Annotated in this window: 20 protein-coding genes and 1 riboswitch; of the genes, 8 read left to right on the top strand and 12 right to left on the bottom strand. The window is 70.2% G+C overall.

All coding sequences use genetic code 11. From position 1 onward, the window contains the following. Positions 1-270: 270 nt before the first annotated feature. Both ASG87_RS06690 and ASG87_RS06695 read left to right on the top strand, forming a co-directional pair. On the top strand, positions 271-1335 hold the full coding sequence (locus ASG87_RS06690) for an aldo/keto reductase (protein WP_056002720.1): 1065 nt from the start codon (positions 271-273) through the stop codon (positions 1333-1335). Beyond that, the gene (locus ASG87_RS06695; protein WP_056002723.1) at positions 1332-2366 is read left to right on the top strand and encodes a zinc-binding alcohol dehydrogenase family protein; all 1035 of its coding nucleotides are present in this window, start codon (positions 1332-1334) and stop codon (positions 2364-2366) included. The genes ASG87_RS06690 and ASG87_RS06695 overlap by 4 nt, the downstream gene beginning before the upstream one ends. Before the next feature lie 16 nt (positions 2367-2382). Here ASG87_RS06695 and ASG87_RS06700 read toward each other — a convergent pair whose 3' ends face one another. From ASG87_RS06700 to ASG87_RS06715, 4 genes are all read right to left on the bottom strand, one after another. Continuing rightward, positions 2383-2961, bottom strand: coding sequence for an HdeD family acid-resistance protein (locus ASG87_RS06700; RefSeq protein ID WP_056002726.1), 579 nt, complete (start codon positions 2959-2961; stop codon positions 2383-2385). An 83-nt stretch (positions 2962-3044) separates the two neighbouring features. Next, positions 3045-3626, bottom strand: a complete 582-nt coding sequence (locus tag ASG87_RS06705; RefSeq protein WP_056002729.1) for a ferritin-like domain-containing protein — start codon at positions 3624-3626, stop codon at positions 3045-3047. 149 nt (positions 3627-3775) lie between these two features. Next, positions 3776-5653 carry a phosphomethylpyrimidine synthase ThiC gene (thiC, locus tag ASG87_RS06710; protein ID WP_056002732.1) on the bottom strand — a complete coding sequence of 626 codons (1878 nt, stop codon included), beginning with the start codon at positions 5651-5653 and terminating at the stop codon, positions 3776-3778. Between the two features lie 108 nt (positions 5654-5761). Then, positions 5762-5856: riboswitch (TPP riboswitch) on the bottom strand. A 39-nt stretch (positions 5857-5895) separates the two neighbouring features. Continuing rightward, a complete protein-coding gene (locus ASG87_RS06715) occupies positions 5896-6546 on the bottom strand; it encodes a TetR/AcrR family transcriptional regulator (protein WP_056002735.1) in 651 nt (216 codons plus the stop codon). A gap of 100 nt (positions 6547-6646) precedes the next feature. Here ASG87_RS06715 and ASG87_RS06720 point away from each other — a divergent pair, with 100 nt between their 5' ends. The 3 genes from ASG87_RS06720 to ASG87_RS06730 all read left to right on the top strand — a co-directional run bounded on the left by ASG87_RS06720 (position 6647) and on the right by ASG87_RS06730 (position 9181). Further along, entirely contained in the window at positions 6647-6979 is a 333-nt protein-coding gene (locus ASG87_RS06720) for a hypothetical protein (RefSeq protein ID WP_157510929.1), read from the top strand. 162 nt (positions 6980-7141) lie between these two features. After that, the gene (locus ASG87_RS06725; protein WP_056002741.1) at positions 7142-7801 is read left to right on the top strand and encodes a protein-L-isoaspartate O-methyltransferase; all 660 of its coding nucleotides are present in this window, start codon (positions 7142-7144) and stop codon (positions 7799-7801) included. Positions 7802-7834: 33 nt separating this feature from the next. Next, complete coding sequence (locus ASG87_RS06730; RefSeq protein WP_056002745.1) at positions 7835-9181, top strand: TolC family outer membrane protein; 1347 nt, start codon at positions 7835-7837, stop codon at positions 9179-9181. Between the two features lie 79 nt (positions 9182-9260). Here ASG87_RS06730 and waaA read toward each other — a convergent pair whose 3' ends face one another. Next, positions 9261-10526 carry a lipid IV(A) 3-deoxy-D-manno-octulosonic acid transferase gene (gene waaA / locus ASG87_RS06735; RefSeq protein WP_056002748.1) on the bottom strand — a complete coding sequence of 422 codons (1266 nt, stop codon included), beginning with the start codon at positions 10524-10526 and terminating at the stop codon, positions 9261-9263. 104 nt (positions 10527-10630) lie between these two features. Here waaA and lpxL point away from each other — a divergent pair, with 104 nt between their 5' ends. Next, positions 10631-11545 (top strand): LpxL/LpxP family Kdo(2)-lipid IV(A) lauroyl/palmitoleoyl acyltransferase, encoded by a 915-nt coding sequence (gene lpxL, locus ASG87_RS06740; protein WP_056003041.1) that lies wholly within the window; start codon positions 10631-10633, stop codon positions 11543-11545. 130 nt (positions 11546-11675) lie between these two features. After that, complete coding sequence (locus tag ASG87_RS06745) at positions 11676-12563, top strand: DUF535 family protein (RefSeq protein WP_235499584.1); 888 nt, start codon at positions 11676-11678, stop codon at positions 12561-12563. Here the strand turns inward: ASG87_RS06745 and ASG87_RS06750 are convergent. The 6 genes from ASG87_RS06750 to ASG87_RS06775 all read right to left on the bottom strand — a co-directional run bounded on the left by ASG87_RS06750 (position 12546) and on the right by ASG87_RS06775 (position 17469). Continuing rightward, positions 12546-13325 carry a glycosyltransferase family 2 protein gene (locus tag ASG87_RS06750; RefSeq protein WP_056002754.1) on the bottom strand — a complete coding sequence of 260 codons (780 nt, stop codon included), beginning with the start codon at positions 13323-13325 and terminating at the stop codon, positions 12546-12548. The two genes, ASG87_RS06745 and ASG87_RS06750, sit on opposite strands and share 18 nt — an antisense overlap. Continuing rightward, positions 13315-14613 carry an O-antigen ligase family protein gene (locus ASG87_RS06755; protein WP_056002757.1) on the bottom strand — a complete coding sequence of 433 codons (1299 nt, stop codon included), beginning with the start codon at positions 14611-14613 and terminating at the stop codon, positions 13315-13317. The genes ASG87_RS06750 and ASG87_RS06755 overlap by 11 nt, the downstream gene beginning before the upstream one ends. A gap of 71 nt (positions 14614-14684) precedes the next feature. Next, the gene (locus tag ASG87_RS06760) at positions 14685-15812 is read right to left on the bottom strand and encodes a glycosyltransferase (RefSeq protein WP_056003044.1); all 1128 of its coding nucleotides are present in this window, start codon (positions 15810-15812) and stop codon (positions 14685-14687) included. A gap of 82 nt (positions 15813-15894) precedes the next feature. After that, entirely contained in the window at positions 15895-16104 is a 210-nt protein-coding gene (locus ASG87_RS06765; RefSeq protein WP_056002760.1) for a zinc-finger domain-containing protein, read from the bottom strand. 135 nt (positions 16105-16239) lie between these two features. Continuing rightward, entirely contained in the window at positions 16240-16833 is a 594-nt protein-coding gene (locus tag ASG87_RS06770) for a YceI family protein (RefSeq protein ID WP_056002763.1), read from the bottom strand. A gap of 42 nt (positions 16834-16875) precedes the next feature. Continuing rightward, complete coding sequence (locus ASG87_RS06775) at positions 16876-17469, bottom strand: malonic semialdehyde reductase (RefSeq protein WP_056002766.1); 594 nt, start codon at positions 17467-17469, stop codon at positions 16876-16878. A 128-nt stretch (positions 17470-17597) separates the two neighbouring features. Between ASG87_RS06775 and ASG87_RS06780 the strand changes: the two genes are divergently transcribed. Beyond that, positions 17598-18584, top strand: coding sequence for a mitochondrial fission ELM1 family protein (locus ASG87_RS06780; protein WP_056002769.1), 987 nt, complete (start codon positions 17598-17600; stop codon positions 18582-18584). Between the two features lie 21 nt (positions 18585-18605). On the opposite strand, the gene ASG87_RS06785 is transcribed toward ASG87_RS06780, so the two are convergent. Further along, positions 18606-19301, bottom strand: coding sequence for an MgtC/SapB family protein (locus ASG87_RS06785; RefSeq protein WP_056002772.1), 696 nt, complete (start codon positions 19299-19301; stop codon positions 18606-18608). Between the last annotated feature and the right edge of the window lie 263 nt (positions 19302-19564).

The following is a 19564-nucleotide window of genomic DNA, read 5'->3' on the forward strand; positions in this document are numbered from 1 at the left end:
ACACGAGGCACGGCCAGAGAACGACTTCATTGCCGGCGGCGGCCACCGGACCCGGATCGTCATCGCGGCGAAGGCCGGAGGCGCTTTTCAACAGACGAAGGCCCGGTCATCCAGTAGCGGCCACGGTCACTCGAGCCTCGCGGCCGCTGGATTCCGGCCTGCGCCGGAATGACGAGTCGATACCGGAATGACGAGTCGATAGAAGCCGAGGCGCCTCACCTCATTGAACACGCTTCGGTACGAATGCCTTCCCACCAACGGAGATTCATCATGGAATACCGTTTCCTCGGCCGTTCCGGCTTCAAGGTACCCGCGCTGGGCTTCGGCGCCGGCACCTTCGGCGGCAAGGGCCCGCTGTTCAGCGCCTGGGGCAGCAGCGGCGTCGCCGAGGCGAAGCGCCTGGTCGACCTCTGCCTGGACGCCGGCGCCAACCTGTTCGACAGCGCGGACGTCTATTCGGACGGCGCCTCGGAGGAAATCCTCGGCGCCGCGCTGAAGGGCCGCCGCGACCGCGCCATCGTCTCCACCAAGCTGACGCTGCGCGCGGGCGACGGCCCGAACGACGCAGGCGCCTCGCGCCATCACCTGATCGGCGGCGTGGAGCGCGCGCTGAAGCGGCTCGGCACCGACTGGATCGACCTGCTGCAACTGCACCACTTCGACGCGATGACGCCGGTGGACGAGGTGATGTCCACGCTAGACGACCTGGTGCGCGCAGGCAAGCTGCGCTATCTCGGCGTGTCGAACTTCTCCGGCTGGCAGATCATGAAATCGCAGGCCGCCGCCGACCGCCACGGCCGCGCGCGCTTCGTCGCCAACCAGGCGTACTACTCGCTGGTCGGCCGCGACTACGAATGGGAGCTGATGCCGCTGGGCCAGGACCAGGGGCTGGGCGCCATCGTGTGGAGCCCGCTGGGCTGGGGCCGCCTCACCGGCCGGATCCGCCGCGGCCAGCCGCTGCCCGCCGGCAGCCGCCTGCACGACACCGCCGGCTTCGCGCCGCCGGTGGACGAGGAACGGCTGTACCGCGTGGTGGATGCGCTGGAAGCCGTCGCCGCGGAAACCGGCCGTACGGTGCCGCAGGTGGCGATCAACTGGCTGCTCCAGCGCCCCACCGTGTCCAGCGTGCTGATCGGCGCGCGCAACGAGCGGCAGCTCGCCGACAACCTCGGCGCGGTCGGCTGGAACCTCGCGCCCGCGCAGGTCGCGGCGCTGGACGCCGCCAGCGCGGTGATGCCGCCGTATCCTTACTATCCCTACTGGAACGGCCAGTTCGCCGAGCGCAATCCGCCGCCGGTGGCCGCGTATCCCGTCCCCACGGAGCCGAACCCATGAAAGCCGTCGCCCTCACCCGCTACCTGCCCATCGACGATCCCGAATCGCTGCTCGACGTGGAGCTGCCCCGGCCGGAACCCGGCGCGCACGATCTGCTGGTGCGCGTGCAAGCCGTCTCGGTGAACCCGGTGGACACCAAGGTGCGCTCGCCCAAGCCGCAGGTGGAGGCACAGCCGAAGGTGCTGGGCTACGACGCCGCCGGCACGGTCGAGGCGGCGGGCGACGCCGTGCAGGGCTTCCGGCCCGGCGACCGCGTGTACTACGCCGGCGACGTCACCCGCCCGGGCAGCAACGCCGAATACCAGCTGGTCGACGTGCGGCTGGCGGCGGCGATGCCGCGCACGCTGGACTTCGCCCAGGCGGCCACGCTGCCGCTGGTGGCGATCACCGCGTGGGAGCTGCTGTTCCAGCGCATGCCGTTCGACAGCGAACGCGGCGGCGCGGGCAAGTCGCTGCTGGTGATCGGCGGCGCCGGCGGCGTGGGCTCCATCGCGATCCAGCTGGCGCGGCGCGCCGGCTTCGCCGTGGTCGCCACCGCCTCGCGCCCCGAGAGCGCGGACTGGTGCCGCGCGATGGGCGCGCAGCACGTGGTCGACCATCGCCAGCCGTTGGCGCCGCAACTGGCGGCACTCGGCTTCGCGCAGGTCGATGCCGCCATCAATCTGGCGGACACCGACCGCTACTGGGACGCGCTGGGCGAACTGCTGGCGCCGCAGGGCCACCTCGGCCTGATCGTGGAGCCGAAGGGCGCGCTCAGGATCGGCGACCCCTACAAGGCCAAGTGCATCGGCATCCACTGGGAAATGATGTTCGCGCGCCCGCGCTTCCGCACGCCGGACATGGCCGAGCAGGGCCGCATCCTTGCCCGCGTGGCGCAGTTGGTCGACGCCGGCGAACTGAAGGACATACGCCGCGACACGCTGGCGCCGATCAGCGCCGAGAACCTGCGCGAGGCGCATCGCCGGCTGGAATCGGGCGCCAGCATCGGCAAGCTGGCGCTGAGCGGCTGGCCATCCTCTTCGGGACGCTAGCGGCGGATGCGAACCCTCAGGCCCGCGCAGGCAGGTTGCGCACCGCCATGGCGGTCATTATCTGCGACCAGCCGGCGACGATCAGGTCGATGCCGATGAACACGCCGATCACCCACAGGCCGCTGACCGGCCATTGAGACCATACCAGCAGGCCGAGCACCAGGGTCACGATCCCGTTGAAGATCAACCAGCCCCGCCCGGGGGCATGCGTGCTCCAGGCCGCCACGATGCGGAACACGCCGGCCACCACGAAGTAGACCGCCAGCAGCAGGGTCAGGCCGATCGCGCCGCCGACGGGATTCTGCAACAGCACGACACCCACGACGAGGGCCAGCACCGCGTTCAGCACGTGCAGCAGCAGGTGGCCGCTGGCACGGTGCCGGAACGCCTGCACGCCTTCGACGATGCCTGCGACCAGCAGGATCCAGCCGAACACGAGCGCCGACACCACCGTGGCCGCCACCGAATCCGCCAGAGCAATGACGCCGAGGATCAGCAGCAGCACGCCCAGCGCCATCAGCCAACCCCAGTTGCGGCGCAGGTGCTCCGCCATGTCCGCGAAAGCGCTCGATCGTGCGGCGTCGTACTGGTTCATGTCGTTTCTCCCCACTCACGGCAGCATGGGCCGCCTGCGCGGCGGCCGGCATCCGGCCCGGCGCGAGCCGGGCCGGGCGACCCTCACGCCTTGCGCTTGCCCGGCTTGGCGGGCTCGCCCTTCTTGCCGAAATCCTCCATCAGCGTCTTCATGTCCTCGGCGTGCTCTTCCTCCATCGCCAGGATGCCTTCGAGCATGCGCTTGGTGGTGGTGTCCTGGTCGCCGACGTAGTTGATGATCTCGCGGTAGCTGTCGATCGCGATGCGTTCGGCGACTAGGTTCTCCTCGATCATGGAGGCCAGATCCTCCGGCACCACGAACTCGGCGTGGCTGCGGGTGGACAGGCCGTCCGGCTCGAAGTTGGGTGTGCCGTCGAGCTGGGTGATGCGCTCGGCGATCTGGTCGGCGTGCTGCTGTTCCTCGTTGGCGTGTTCGAGGAATTCGGCCGCCACGCTCTTCGCGTTGATGCCGGAAGCGAGGTAGTAATGCGCCTTGTAGCGCAGCACGCACACGATCTCGGTGGCCAGCGCCTCGTTCAGCAGCTTCAGTACCGTATCGCGGTCCAGCGTGTAGCTGTCGGTGACCGCGCCGCGCTTCATGTGCTCGCGCGCACGCTTGCGGATGGTCTCGATATCGGAAAGAAACGGCTTCGACGTAGTGGCCATGGTGGGAGTTCCTTCGCGTGGCGTATGGCTGCGGCCGACCTAGTCTAGCCACGCGATGTAGCGGCGGCGTCAAAGCCGGCCCGGCCCGGCGGGCCGGACCGCACGCCGCCGCCCGGCCACCCCGCGCGTCCGGCCGGGAGGCCGCGGGACTACGCCTTGCGGTACACCTCGGCCCCCTGCGCGCGGAATTCGGCGGCCTTCCCGGCCATGCCCTCGGCCAGCGCCTCGGCCTCGCCGGTGCCGTGCTCGGCGGCGTAGTCGCGCACGTCCTGGGTGATCTTCATCGAGCAGAACTTCGGCCCGCACATCGAGCAGAAGTGCGCGCTCTTGTGGGCATCCTTGGGCAGGGTCTCATCGTGGAATTCCTTCGCCTTCTCCGGGTCCAGGCCGAGGTTGAACTGGTCGTCCCAGCGGAACTCGAAGCGCGCCTTGCTGAGCGCGTTGTCGCGCACCTGCGCGCCCGGGTGGCCCTTGGCGAGGTCCGCCGCATGCGCGGCGATCCTGTAGGCGATGATGCCGTCGCGCACGTCCTGCTTGTTGGGCAGGCCCAGGTGCTCCTTCGGCGTCACGTAGCAGAGCATCGCCGTGCCGAACCAGCCGATCATCGCCGCGCCGATCGCGCTGGTGATGTGGTCGTAGCCCGGCGCGATGTCGGTGGTGAGCGGCCCGAGCGTATAGAACGGCGCCTCGGCGCATTTCTCCAGCTGGCGCTCCATGTTCTCCTTGATGAGGTGCATGGGCACGTGGCCGGGCCCCTCGATCATCACCTGCACGTCGTGCTTCCAGGCGATCCGGGTCAGCTCGCCGAGGGTGTCCAGCTCGCCGAACTGCGCCGCGTCGTTGGCGTCGGCGATGCAGCCCGGGCGCAGCCCGTCGCCGAGCGAGAAGGCGACGTCGTACGCCTTCATGATCTCGCAGATGTCCTCGAAGTGGGTGTAGAGGAAGTTCTCCTTGTGGTGCGCGAGGCACCACTTGGCCATGATCGAGCCGCCGCGCGAGACGATGCCGGTGACCCGCCTGGCGGTGAGCGGCACGAAGCGCAGCAGCACGCCGGCATGGATGGTGAAGTAGTCCACGCCCTGCTCGGCCTGCTCGATCAGGGTGTCGCGGAAGATTTCCCAGGTGAGGTTCTCGGCCACGCCGTCGACCTTTTCCAGCGCCTGGTAGATCGGCACCGTGCCGATCGGCACCGGCGAGTTGCGGATGATCCACTCGCGCGTCTCGTGGATGTGCTTGCCGGTGGACAGGTCCATCACCGTGTCGCCGCCCCAGCGGATCGACCACACCAGCTTCTCCACCTCCTCGGCGATGCCCGAGGACACGGCGGAATTGCCGATGTTCGCGTTGATCTTGGTGAGGAAGTTGCGGCCGATGATCATCGGCTCGCTTTCCGGGTGGTTGATGTTGCAGGGAATGATGGCGCGGCCGCGGGCCACCTCGTCGCGCACGAACTCCGGCGTGATGCGTGCGGGCAGCGCCGCGCCGAACGGCTGGCCCGGGTGCTGCTCCAGCAGCGCGCTGCCGGCCAGCGCCTCCAGCTTCTGGTTCTCGCGGATCGCGATGTACTCCATCTCCGGCGTGACGATGCCGCGCCGCGCGTAGTGCATCTGGGTGACGTTGGCGCCCGCCTTCGCCCGGCGCGGCGCGCGCGTGCCGGCGAAGCGCAGCGGGTCGAGCTTCGGATCGGCCGCGCGCCGACGCCCGAATTCGGAGCTGAGCCCGGGCAGTTGCTCGGTGTCGCCGCGCTCGGCGATCCATGCGGCGCGCAGGGCCGGCAGGCCGGCCGCGAGGTCGACGGCGTAGTCCGGGTCGGTGTACGGGCCGGAGGTGTCGTACACGGTGACCGCCGGATTCGCCTCGCCGCCGAACAGGGTCGGCGTCTGCGCCTGGCCGATCTCGCGCAGCGGCACCTTCAGGTCGGGCCGGCTGCCCTGCACGTAGACCTTGCGCGAACCCGGGATCGGGCGCACGACGGCTTCGGAAAGTTCCTGCGCGGCGCGCGCGAGGTCGGAGGGCTGGGCATTCATCGGCGTGTCGTCCTGCTTCGGGCTGGAGGGACCGCACCGGGGAGGTGCGGGTACCGCGCGAAGGGTTCGCGCGGGACGGCCGAAGCGGCGGCGCCGGACGCACGGCCGGCGCCGTGCGGCGAAGCTCCCTACACCGGTGCTAACCGGATCAGGTTCGAAGGGACTCTCTCAGCCGACCGTGGTCGGCACCCCCGCTTCAAGGGGGCTATTCAAGCACGAAGCGGGGATTCAGGCGAGCGCGTTCAGCGCGGCAGGTAGGCGCGCAGGAACATGTCCACGCCGGCGCGGGCGGTGGCCTCGATCTCGGCGGCGTAGCTGTCGTTGCATTCCACGCAGCCGAACATGCGCCGCATCATCAGGTTGCCCTTGATCAGCGCGATGAACTGGCCGGCCGCGCGCGGCACGTCGTCGATCTCCAGGCGGCCGGCGTCAACCGCCTGCTGCAGCAGGCGTTCCATCAGGCCATGCGTGCGCATCGCCCCTTCTTCCCAGATCAGCCTGCCGTAGCGCGGGTTGCCCTGGCGGCAGTCGCTGAGGATCGCCCGGAAGGTGCCCACGGTCTGCTGGTCGCAGTCGAGGCGCGCATGGGTCAGCGCCACCCGCAGCAGGGTCTCGCGGATGTCGTCGCCGGCGTCGAAATGGTAGGTGTCTTCCGGCAGCAGGTCGTGCACGTGGGCGCGGATCACCTCGCGGAACAGGTTGTCCTTGTCGCCGAAATGGCTGTAGACGGTGAGCTTGGACACGCCCGCCTCGGCGGCCACCGCGTCCATGCTGGTGCCGGCGAAGGCGTTGCGGATGAACAGGCTCTTGGCCGCTTCCAGGATCGCCGCACGCTTCTCCATGTCCTTCGGGCGGCCAGGTCCCTGGGGCTTGGTTTGCACGGCGGAGTTCATGGCGACACCTTCACAAATGACAAAATCGACTTTATTATACGCATCGGTTCAATTATTTCCAGTGTCCCGACTATTCCAGTTGCCTTCGGAAATATCCGCCATGTCCAGCACGAGCGCCGAACTCCAACTCAGTCCAGTGTACCGCCATGCCCAGCGCACGCTGGGCATCTGGCTGGAACGCACCCGGGCCGGGGCGCGTTCCCAGGCGTTCCGCGCCCGCCTGGCGCTGGCGGCGCTGGACGTGGTCGACCGCCACCGGCTGGCGCGCTGGCTGGCCTGGCTGTGCCTGGCCGCGCAGCAGCGCGGCGGCACCGACCTGGCGACCCGCCTGCGGCGGCTGGACGCCAGCCTGTACGCACTGGTGGCCGAGGCCATGCAGCGCCTGCCGTCGATCGGCGGCGGCCTCTCGTCGGAGCGCCGCCTGAGCGCCTGAGTGTCCGCGGACACCGCGCCACGCATGACTTCCGTCAGGCCAGCGCGATGACTTCCGGCACTTCGAGCGGCGTGCCCCAGGCCGCAGGCTAGTGATTGTCGGAAATGGCCTAACCGCTTATCCTTTTTGACCTTTTTCGATTTCGACGGGACACCAGCTGAGATGGCGATGAATTTCGAGCAGGCGCGACAGAACATGGTGGAGAACCAGGTGCGCCCCTGGGACGTGCTCGATGCCCGCGTGCTCGACGTGCTGGCCCGCGTCCGCCGCGAGGATTTCGTCGCTCCCGAGCATCGCGGGCTGGCCTTCGCCGACGTGTGCCTGCCGCTGGGCCACGGCGAGGTGATGATGAAGCCGGTGCTGGAAGGCCGCGTGCTGCAGGCGCTCGACCTGCAGCCGGAAGACCGGGTGCTGGAGATCGGCACCGGCTCGGGCTTCCTCACCGCCTGCCTGGCCAGCCTGGCCGCGCAGGTGACCAGCATCGACATGCATGCCGACTTCACCGCCGCCGCCGCGCAGCGGCTGCAGGCCGCCGGCATCGGCAACGTCGAGCTGGTGACCGGCGAGGCCGTCCACGGTTGGCAGCCCGCCGGCCTGTTCGACGCGCTGGCGGTGACCGGCGCGGTGTGGCAGATCCCGCCGCGCTTCCTCGGCTGGCTGAAGCCGGGCGGCCGCCTGCTGGCGGTGCGCGGCGAATCGCCGGCGCAACAACTGGTGCTGCTCACGCACGAAGGCTCGGGCCGCTACCGCGAGACGATCCTGCTGGAAACCGACCTGCCCTACCTGGCGCATGCCGAACCGCCGCGCCGGTTCGTTTTCTGAAATTCCCACCCACGATTCCCACGAGGCGACCCAATGCGCTTGAAGCTTCTTACCCTTGCACTGGCCCTGTCGGCGGTTGCGCTGCCCGGTCACGGCGAGGACCTGCTGGATGCATACCGAGAAGCACGCACCAATGACCCGGTGCTGTCGCAGGCGGATGCGACCCGGCTGTCGGTCCACGAGGGCGTCGCGCAGAACCGCGCGCTGCTGCTGCCGCAGATCTCCGCCGGCCTGACCCTCAACCAGTCGAGCAACGGCGGCAAGGGCCGGGACGAGAACGGCGATACGTACGACTTCGGCCACAGCCGCACCCGCACGATCTCCGGCGAGGTCGACCAGACCATCTTCGACCTGAGCAAGATCGCCAACCTGCGCGCCGCGCACTCGCAGTCCGACGCGCAGAGCGAGCTGTACCAGGCCGCGCTGCAGAACCTGTTCGTGCGGGTGACCCAGGCCTACTTCAACGTGCTGACCAGCGAGGACGCGCTGGAATTCGCCAAGGCCAGCGAAGCCTCGTTCAAGCGCCAGCTCGACCAGGCGCAGCAGCGCTTCGACGTGGGCCTGTCGGCGATCACCGACGTCTACGACGCCAAGGCGCAGCACGACCTGGCCACCGCACAGGTGATCAGCGCCGAGAACACGCTCAACGACATGCGCGAGGCGCTCACCCAGATCACCGGCAAGCCGGCGACCGACCTGAAGAAGCTGCGCGACGACCTGCCGATGGACGCGCCGGCGCCGAACGACCCGAACGCGTGGGTCGCCCAGGCGCTGAAGACCAACCCGAACATCCTGTCGCAGCAGTACAGCGTCGAGGCGGCCAACCACAGCGTCAACTCGGCGCGCGCCGGCCACCTGCCGACCGTCAACGCCCAGTTGATCCGCAGCAAGAACTCCACCTGGCTGGAGAACGGCCGGCTGTCGTCGCAGGGCGCCGGGGCCGGCAACGGCCGCTTCGGCAACACCATCGGGCTCACCCTGCGCGTGCCGATCTTCGAGGGCGGCGCGACCCAGTCGCGCGTGCGCCAGTCGATCTACGACCGCGACGCCGCCCAGGACGGGCTGGAGATCCAGCGCCGCCAGGTCACCCGCGACACGCTCAACTATTACCGCTCGGTGATCGCCGGGATCAGCCAGGTCGAGGCCAGCAAGGCCGCGGTGACCTCGGCCGAGAGCGCGCTGGCGGCTAGCCAGGCGGGCTTCGAGGTCGGCACCCGCACCATCGTCGAAGTGCTGATCGCGCAGCAGAACCTGACCCAGGCACAGAGCAACTACTCGCAGACGCGCCACCAGTTCGTGCTGAACAAGCTGCTGCTGAAGCAGGCCGCCGGCACCGCGGACCTGAAGGACGTGGAAGCGATCAACGCGCTGCTGCAGTAACCGGGCTCGCACCCGCGGCACCATGGAGAAACGGCCGGAGCGATCCGGCCGTTTCGCTTTGCGCCATCCGCGCCGGCGGCTACTCCTGCAGCAGGGTGTCGATCAGCGTCATCACCCGGCGCACCGCGCCGCGCTCGCTGTCGAACACCTCGCGCGCCATCCGCCCCATGTGCTCGCGCCGCACGGTGTCGCGCAGCAGCTCCAGCACCGCGCCGCCCAGCCGCGCGCCGTCGGGCACCAGCAATGCGCCGCCCTCGCGGATCAGGGTGAGCGTGATCTCCTCGAAGTTGAACGTGTGCGGCCCCACCAGCACGGGCCGCGCCAGCGACGCCGGCTCCAGCACGTTGTGGCCGCCGATCGGCACCAGGCTGCCGCCGACGAAGGCCACGTCGGCCGCCGCGTAGTACGGCATCAGCACGCCCATCGCGTCGATCACGAAGACCTGATGGGCCGCCGAGGGCGCCTTGTCGACGCTGCGGGTGGCCATCGAGAAGCCGAGGCTGCGTACCGAGCCCTCGACCGCACGGAAGCGTTCCGGGTGCCGCGGCGCGATCAGCAGCAGTGCGTCGGGCAGGCGCCTGAGCACGTCCAGGTGCGCCTCCAGCACCGGCAGTTCCTCGCCCTCGTGGGTGCTGGCCGCGATCCATACCGGCCGCCGCGCGCCCCACTGGCAGCGCAGTTCGGCGCCGGCCGCCACGGCGCCGTCGGGCACCGGCATGTCGAACTTCAGGTTGCCGCTGACCACGATCCGCTCGGGGTCGGCTCCCAGCAGGCGATAGCGCGCGGCATCGGAGCGCGACTGCGCGGCGATCTGCCGGACGCTGCGCAGGGCCGAGCGCACCAGCCCCAGCATGGGCTTGTAGCCGCGCAGCGACCGCTCGGACAGGCGCGCGTTGACGATCATCAGCGGGATCCCGCGCCGCTTGCAGGCGTGGTAGAGGTTCGGCCAGATCTCGGTTTCCACGATGATCGCCAGCCGTGGCCGCACCCGATGCAGGAAGCGTGACACCGCGAACGGCAGGTCGTACGGCAGGTAGACGTGGAACACGCTGTCGCCGAACAACTGGCGCACCCGCGCCGAGCCGGTCGGCGTCACCGTGGTGAGCACCAGCGGCGCGTTCGGATAGTCCGTGCGCAGCGCCTTGATCAGGGGTTCGGCCGCATTCACCTCGCCCACCGAGACCGCGTGCACCCATATGCTGCCGCGCAGCCCGGGCGTCTCGAAGAAGCCGAAGCGCTCGCGCCAGCGCCGGTGGTAGTTGCGGTAGCGCACGCCGCGCGCGAGCAGGCGCAGCACGATCAACGGCGTCACCAGGTACATCACCAAGATATAGAGATAGCGCAACGAAAGTCCCCTGCCGCGAGGCACCTGGCGGTTTCGCAGTATAGCGAGCGGTCCACGTGCGAGCCGGACCGGCACCGCGCCGCTACAATGCCGCGATGCCCGGCATGCCCCGACCTTCCTTCCCGCGCTCCCTGCTCGCGCCGCGCCACTGGCCGGCGTGGCTGGGCGCGGCCGCGATCTGGCTGATCGCGCGGCTGCCCTATCCGGCCCTGCTGTGGCTGGGCCGCCGGCTCGGCGGCCTGGTCATGCGCATTCCTTCGCCGCGGCGGCGGATCGCCGAGGCCAACATCGCGCTGTGCTTTCCCGCGCTCGACGCCGCGGCGAGGGCGGCGCTGGTCGACGCGCACCTGCGTGACATCGGCCTGATGATGGTGGAGTTCGCCCTGGGCTGGATGGGCTCGGACCGGGCCGTCGCGCGCCTGCCGGTCAGCCTCGAAGGCATCGAGCACCTGGAGGCGGCGCGCGCGCAGGGCAAGGGCGTGCTGCTGGTCGGCGGGCACTTCTCGCACCTGGAACTGTGCGCGCGGCTGGTCTCGCGGCGCATCCCGATCGCCGGCATGTACCGGCGGATGGATTCGGCCGTGTTCGAGTGGGCGGTGCTGCGCGCGCGGCTCGGCTACGCCGAGGCGATGTTCGAGAAGGACGACCTGCGCGGCACCGTGAGATACCTGCGCGGCGGCGGCACGCTGTGGTACGCGCCCGACCAGGACATGCGCAGCAAGGACAGCGTGTTCGTGCCGTTCTTCGGCGTCCCCGCGGCAACCATCACCGCCACCCACCACCTGGCCAGGATGTCCGGCGCCGTGGTGATCCCGTTCTTCCACCGCCGCCTGCCCGAGGGCGGCTACGCGATGCGGCTGGGCGCGCCGCTGCAGCCGTTCCCCACCGGCGACGTGCTGGACGACACCGCGCGCGTCAACGCCTGCATCGAACAGATGGTGCGCGAGGCGCCCGAGCAATACCTGTGGGTGCACAAGCGCTTCAAGACCCGCCCGGCGGGCGCGCCGCCGGTGTATTGAGCGGCGAGGCTGAACTTCGCCCTACCGGCCTCGCGGCGCCGACAGATTGGCGCAAGGAAGCCATCGCTAGATAGCCTCATTTCAATATCGAGGCAGGACGACTATGGCATGGCGGATCTTTGCGCGATCCATGCGCAACCGCGGGGACTGGGGCGCGCGCGGCGCCAGGCGCTGGGCCAAGGCCGCCAAATACGCATGGCGCTGCCTGCTGCGCCACCGGGCGCAGCGCGAGTGGCTGGAATGCCTCTACGGTTCGTTGCCGATGCGCCGCATCGTCGCCGTGCAGCCGCGCCTGCACGAGCGCTGGCACCACGGCTACATCAACCGCGAGCTGCGCCCCGGCGAGCGCCTGGCCATCGTGCGCGACCACTACGCCACCTTGATCCAGCGCCTGCCCGCGACGACGGTGAAGGCGATCTACGTCGACGGCGAATTGCGCCTGGACGGGCGGCTCTCGCTCAAGGACGGCGGCCACGCCGTGCTGGCGCTGCGCCGTCCGGCCAACAAGGGCCTGGAAGGCGAGCTCGGCCTCTACCTGCTCGACATGCAGGGACGGCGGCTGTCCTCGCTGATCTTCACCCTGGGCGACCAGGGCCGCAGCCTGCTGATCGGATGCGTGCAGGGCGCCGAGCCCGGCATGGGGCTGGAAGCGGTGCGCGAGTTCACCCGGCAGGCGTACAACCTGCGGCCGAAGAACCTGCTGCTGTCGATGGCCTACGCACTGGCCGGGGCGCTGGACGTGGAACGGGTGCGAGGCGTGGACAATGCCTCGCACCCCTTCGCTGGCAAGCCCGACAAGATCAAGGCCGACTACGACGGCTTCTGGAACGAGTGCGGCGGCACGGCCGGCAGGCGGGGCTACTACGACTTGCCGCCACGGGAGGCCGAGCGCGACGAGCGCGATGTGGAAAGTCGCCACCGCTCGGCCTTCCGCAGGCGCGAGGCGCTGCGCCGCCATGCCTGCCACATGCTGCTGCAGACGCTGAAGCTGGAGACGGCGCTAGCGCAGGCCGCCTGAATCCTCGCGGCGCGCGCGTTCGCGCGCCTCGTGCAGCTTGGCGTACTTCAGGAAAGCGTAGAACGCGCCGCACACGCTGGCGATGAAGCCGGCCCAGCCACTGAGGAAGTATCGCTTGCCGACGTACTGGCGCAGGAAGAACAGCGGCGGGTAGCACACCATGCGCAGGCCGGTGAAACGCTGCCGCTTGCGCAGCTTGTGCGCCACCATGCCGGTCGTGTAGCGGTTGATCTTCTCCACCCGGGTGGCGATGTCGCTGTCGCCGTCGTTGACGAAGTCGGCGCGGCGCAGCGTCTTCACCGGGCCGCGCACTTCCACCGCCGCGTGCACCTCCACGTCGTTCATGCCGCCGCGGCGGCGGTCGAACAGGCGCAGGTGGCCGTTGCGCCAACTGCGCCGGTGCTGCACGGTCCAGAACATCCGCTCGCGCCGCGGCAACCGGAAGCCGGCGTGGCGCGGCGATTCCAGCGCCTGCTCGATCACCTCGCGGGTGCCCGGCGACAGGATCTCGTCGGCATCCAGGTTGAGGATCCAGTCGTGGCTGGCCATCGCGTAGGCACGCTGCTTCTGCGGGCCGTAGTCGTCGAACGGGTGCGCCGCGATGCGCGCACCGTGCCGCGCGGCGATCGCCAGCGTGGCGTCGGTGGAACCCGAATCGAGCACCACGATCTCCTCGGCCCAGTCCACCTCGCGCAGGCAGGCTTCCAGGGTGTCGGCATTGTTGTAGGTGATCAGCACCACCGACAGCGGCTCACGCGCCATCGCGAGTCTCCAGCGAGAGATTTTCGTCGTGCGGCCAGGTGGGGTTGCCGGCCGCATACAGGCTGGCGCACCACAGCCCCAGCAGCCAGGCGAACAGCAGCCCCCACCAGGCCGAATAGAACGCCAGGTGCGTATTCAGCGGGAACAGCATCGCGCCCAGCGCCACGCTCACCGGAAACGCCCGCTCCCGCGCCGCCGCTCCCGCGCGCCGCCAGGCCCGCAGCGCCCACGCGGCGGCCGCGAGCCACAGCAGCAGCCCGACCGCGCCGGTTTCGGCCAGCACCTCCAGCACCAGTTGGTGGGCATGGCAGGCGCCCTCGCCGGGACCGCAGGGCTCGGCCACCAGGAAGTGGTCGCCGGCCGGCGCATAGTGCGGATAGGCGTAGCGGAAGCCGCGCACGCCCACGCCGTTCCACGGATGCGCGGCGATCATCCGCGCGCTGGTGCGCCAGATGTCGAGCCGGCCGGACAGCGCCTGGTCCAGCCCCTGCTCGTGGCCGTCGAACGCCGCCAGCGTACGCGTCATCCGTTCGTGGAAGCGCGTGGAGGCCTGCCAGGCGACTGCGCCGGCCAGCGCCAGCGCCAGCACGCCGGCGACAGCGATCGCGGCGAAGCGCCGCGGCGAGCGCGCCTCGCGCCAGCCGAACGCCAGCGCCACCAGGGCGAAGCTCAGCCAGGCGGCGCGCGAACCGGCCAGCAGCACCGGGCCGAGCAGCAGCAGGAAGGCCGCGGCCAGCCCCCGCCAGCCCCAGCGCCTCCGCGCCGCCCACAACGCGAACGGCGACAGCACCGCCAGCGCCGGGCCGAGCTTGAGGTTGTCCGCGCCGAAGATGCCGGAGATCCGCTCCGCCTCGGCATGGCCGCCCAGGCTCCAGCCGGTCAGCGCCTGCAGCCATGCATCAAGCACCCACAGCCCGACCACCGCGGCGACGCCCAGGTACAGCGCATGCAGGCGCGCTTCGCGGCGGATCGCAAAGCACGCATACAGCCCCAGCGGCACGTAGCGCAGCAGCGCCGCCACCGTGCCCCAGCTCTTGCCGGGCACGAGCGCATCGAACGCCGACAGCAGCGCCGCCCCCACGTACGCCGCCAGCAGCCACAGCAGCAGCCGCGCGCCGGCGTGCTGGCGCAGCGCCTGCGGATGGCGCGCGAACAGCAGCACGCAGCCGAGCAGGCACAGGAAGGTACCGATCTCGGCGCTGCGCGCCAGCGGCAGCAAGGCGACGACCAGCCAGTACGGCAGCAGGGGCGAACGCAGCGCGGCGCGGAGACGGTCGATGAGTGGCATCACGGGGCCTGTCGGGAACAGGCCCGATTGTAGGTGACCGCCGCGACGCGGTGGCGCCCCGCCGCGGAACCTCAGGCGCTCGTCAGCTCGTCGTACAGCGCCAGCGTGGCCTGCTGCATGTCGTCCAGGCGGTAGCTTTGCAGCATCGGGATCGGCGGCGCCACCCGCAGCAGTTCGGCGGCGCGCTCGACCAGCCGCTCGCGGTCGCCCAGCGGCACCCGGCCGGCCGGGTACAGCTCGGCCAGCAGCTCGCCGACGCCGCCATGCGCGTAGCCGAGCACCGGCCGGCACAGCGACAGCGCCTCGACCACGGTGCGGCCGAACGATTCGGGCCGGTTGGAAAGCTGCAGGATCAGCGCCGAGCTGGCGTAGATGTCGCGCACGTCGTTGCGCGGCGGGGTCAGCACCACCTGGGCCTCCAGCCCGCGTGCGCGGACCAGCTGGCGCAACTCCTCGACGTAGGCCTCGCGGCCGGGCTCGATCACGCCCAGCAGCAGCAGGCGCACCTCGATGCCGCGGTGCTTGAGGTCGGCGGCCAGCTCGATCGCGTCGTGGTGGCCCTTCAGGCGAGTGCCGCGCCCCGGCAGGGTCAGCAGCGGCGCACCGGCCAACTGCGGGAATTCGGCGAAGAACGCCTTGCGCCAGGCATCGTCCGGGCGGTGGCCATAGGGAAACGCCTGCGGGTCGATGCCGCGGGGGATCACCCGCACCCGAGCCGGGTCCAGCCAGGCGTAGTGGCTGAGCGCGTAGTCACGCATGGTCTGCGATACCGCGATCACCCGCTCGCCGCGCAGCAGGATCGAGCTGTAGCGACCCGGCGAGTTCAATCCGTGCACAGTAGTGACAAAATGCGGCACCGGGGACATGCCGCGCAGCGACCACCAGCCCAGCCAGGCCGGCAGGCGCGACCGGGCGTGCACGATGTCCGGCTTCAGCTCGCGCAGCAATCGCCGCAGCGCGCCCAGTTGCAGCAGCGTGCGCAACGACTTGCGGCCCAGGTCCAGCGTCACGTGCTCGCTGCCTTCGGCTTCGAGCTGCGCCACCAGCCGGCCTCCGGCCGAAACCACCACCGACCGATGGCCCGCCGCCACCAGGGCGCGGGCGATCTCCAGCGCCGAGCGCTCGGCGCCGCCCGACTGCAGCGCCGGGATCAACTGGACGACGGTCAGGCGTCGTGCGGGGGCGGTAACGGCTGACATGAGCTCCTGGATGGCGACCTTCATCCCTGAAGACAAGCAGCGATCATGCCTGCCGCCACCTCAACCGCACCCGAACCGGCAATCAGTCGCGCAAGACGTAGTGCGCGCCGCAGTAGGGGCAGGTCGATTCGCCGCCGTCGTCGACGATCGGCAGGTACACCTTGGGGTGCGAATTCCACAGCGTCATGCCCGGCATCGGGCAGGACAGGGGCAGGTCCGCACGCGTCACTTCGTAACGGTTCTCGGCATTGGCCGGGATCAGCGGCGCCGCCGCGGCAAGGGGACGCGACATGGCAGGGCTCCAACAGGACACATCAGGGCCGAATGGTAGCAGGCCGCCGCTGCGCGCCGGAGCCTGCGACGACGACGGCGGGACACGAAAAAGCCGCACCCTCGCGGGTGCGACCCGTCGCCGCGCGCGGCCGGCTCAGTTGGCCGCCGCGTCCTTCTCCACCGAACCTTCGGTGGTGATGCGGATATCGATATGGTCGCTGACGTTCGGCACGTAGGCGCCCATGCCGAAATCCGTGCGCTTGAGCATGGCGGTGGCATCGAAGCCGATCGACTGCGCCTTGCTCATCGGATGCGGGCCGACCTTGTTCAGGGTGGCGTTGAGCGTTACCGGCCTGGTCACGCCGTGCACGGTCAGGTTGCCGACGACCTTGTACCTGCGGCCGCCCAGCGCCTGCACCTGGGTGCTCTTGAAGGTCACCACCGGGAACTTGTCGGCGTCGAAGAAATCCGGCTTCTTCAGGTGCTCGTCGAGCTTGGTCACGTGGGTGTCCAGGTTGGCCAGCGGCAGCGTCACCTCCACCGAGGACTTGGCCGGATCCTTCTCGTCGAACACCAAGGTGCCCTCGCCCAGACCGAGGTTCGCGGTGGGATTGGAGAAGCCGAAGTGGCTCCAGCTGAACAACACCATCGTGTGGGTGGGGTCGAGCTTGTAGGTGACCGGGGCGGCCTGGACCGACGCGGCGGCGCCGAGCAGGCCGGCGAGGGCGAGATACTTCAATGCACGCATGGCAATTCCTCTTGCGGGGTGGCGGGGCAAGCGTAACGGAGCTCAGGCGATCCGGCAGGCGTCGTCGAACGGCAGCCGGGGACTGCGCGGAAACAGGTCGCGGCTGGCGTCGCCGTAACCGATGTTGATCAGGAAATTGGACTTCACCGCGGTGCCGGCGAAGAACGCCGCGTCCACGCCGGCGTTGTCGAAGCCGGACATCGGACCGCAGTCCAGGCCGAGCGCGCGCGCCGCCATGATCAGGTAGGCGCCCTGCAGCGTGGCGTTGCGGAACGCGGTGGTGTCGATCAGCGGCTGGTTGCCTTCGAACCAGCTCTTCGCGTCGGCGTGCGGGAACAACTGCGGCAGCCTCTCGTGGAAGGCGTGGTCGCTGCCGACGATGGCGGTGACCGGCGCCGCCAGCGTCTTGGCGCGGTTGCCGTCGGACATGAACGGCGAGAGCTTCGCCTTGGCCTCCGGCGACTTCACGAACACCACCCGCATCGGCGAGGAGTTCGCGCTGGTCGGGCCGAATTTCGCCAGTTCGTACAACTGCCGCAACTGCTCGTCGCTCACTTCCTTCGGCAGGAAGGCGTTGAACGTGCGGGCCTGGCGGAACAACTGGTCGAGGGCGGTATCGGAAAGCAGCTCGTGCATGGGTATCCTTCTCGGGGCAGGGGCGCGACAAGCGCCTAGTGTAAAGGCCCGCGGCGCCGTGCAGACCGGGCACCAGGGGAACGTACCGTGCCGTTTCGGGAAACAATGCCGCCACGATGCCGCCCACGATGAAACTGCCCGGCCCCTGCTGGGTCATCACCGACGACGCCACCGGCAACCAGCGCCAGGCGCTGGCGCTGGCCGGGCGGCTCGGCGTGCCGGTGCGCCACCTGCAGTTGGAACCGCGCTGGCCGTGGTCCTGGCTCGCCCCGCGCCTCGCCATCGGCGGACGACTGGCGCTGCCGGCCGCGCAGCGCGAACTGTTCGCCCCGCCCTGGCCCGCCCTGGCGATCGGCTGCGGCCGCGCCGCCGCGCTGTTCACCCGCCAGTTGCGCCGTCTCGCGCAGGGCCGCTGCCATACCGTGCAGATCCTCGACCCGCGCATCGACCCGGCGCATTGGAACAGCGTGATCGCCCCCCGCCACGACCGGCTGTGCGGACCCAACGTGCTGCAGCCGCTGGGCTCGCTGAACCCGGTCGACGACGACTGGCTGGCGGACGGCCGCGATGCCTGCCCCGGCCTGGCCGACCTGCCGCGGCCGCGCGTCGGCGTGCTGCTCGGCGGCCCGCGCAAGGGCATCGCGCTGGACGCCGGCTACGCCGCCGCACTGGCCGAGCGGCTGCGCGCGCGCCAGCGCCGCGAAGGCGGCAGCCTGCTGGTGCTGGCCTCCCGGCGCACGCCGCCGGCCGTGTCCGACCTGCTCCGCCAGCGGCTCGGCGACGTCCCCGGCCTGCACTGGGCCGGCTCGGACGACGGCAGCAATCCCTATCCCGGCGTGCTCGGCTGGGCCGACCGCCTGGTGGTCACCCCCGATTCGGTCAACATGCTCAGCGAGGCCTGCGCGGTCGGCTGCCCGGTGCACACCTTCGTCGCCGCGCCGCTGCCGGCGAAGCTGGCATCCTTCCACCGCGCGCTGCGCGCGGGCGGATGGCTGCACGACCTGGACGCCGAGGTCGCAGGCCAGCCGGCGCCGCTGCGCGAGACCGCGACGATCGCCGCGCAGTTGCGGCAGCGGATCGAGGCCCGCATCGATCCCGGGCCGGACGCATCCTGAGCGCGCCGCCGGCCGCCCCGCTCACGCCTGTCGCGGCGTGGCGTCCAACTGGATCGAGGCCAGGCCGTCGATGGCCCGCAGCGCATCGGCCAGCGCGACCAGTTGCTCGCTGCGGACGCGGCGGTCGAACAGCAGCGACAGCTCGTCCTCGCCGTCCTCGCGCCGGCGCAGCACGATCTTCAGCAGCGGCAGGTGCTGCTGGGTCACCACCGCTTCCACCGAGGCCAGCGCCTGCGGCCCGCCGATCCGCAGCAGCAGCCGCGGCCGGCCGTTGCGCCGCGCGAACAGGCGCCGCTGCAGCGGCTTGAGCACCGCCAGGATCGCCCACGCCACCAGCGTCGCCAGCGCGCCCGCGGCGTACAGCCCGGCACCGACCGCCAGGCCGATCGCGGCCACCGCCCACAGCCCCGCCGCCGTCGTCAGCCCGCGTACCACCTGCTCGCGCTGCACGAACAGGATCGTGCCGGCGCCGAGGAAGCCGATGCCGCTGATCACCTGGGCGGCGATGCGCGAGGGATCGAGCACCACGTGCGGCTGCTCCAGCACGTCGGCGAATCCGAACGCCGAGACGATGATGACCAGCGACGCGCCCATGCACACCAGCATGTGCGTGCGCAGGCCGGCGGCCCATTCGCGCCGCTCGCGATCCAGCCCGATCACGCCGCCGAGCAGGGCCGCCAGCAGCAGGCGCAGCAGAATTTCCCACGTATCGATCATGTCGCCTCCCGTGCCGCCTCACCGTACGGCGCCTGCAGGCGTCGGCGCAAGCCGCGCGCGTTCCGCCCAGAACCTGTTTAAAGCCTCCAGGCATCCCAACGAAGCGTCATCCCAGCGGCTTTCAACGGCCGAAGGGCCGGTCAACCGTGGATTCAGTGCCTCTAAGGTTTTGGGGAAGGGAAAAGTCGCTGGATGACCAGCCCTTCGGCTGTTGAAAAGCGCCTCCTGCTTGCGCAGGAATGACGAACGGAGAGCGCGAGGGG

Origin of the sequence: Frateuria sp. Soil773 (assembly GCF_001428405.1) — a bacterium.
GTDB lineage: Bacteria > Pseudomonadota > Gammaproteobacteria > Xanthomonadales > Rhodanobacteraceae > LMSL01.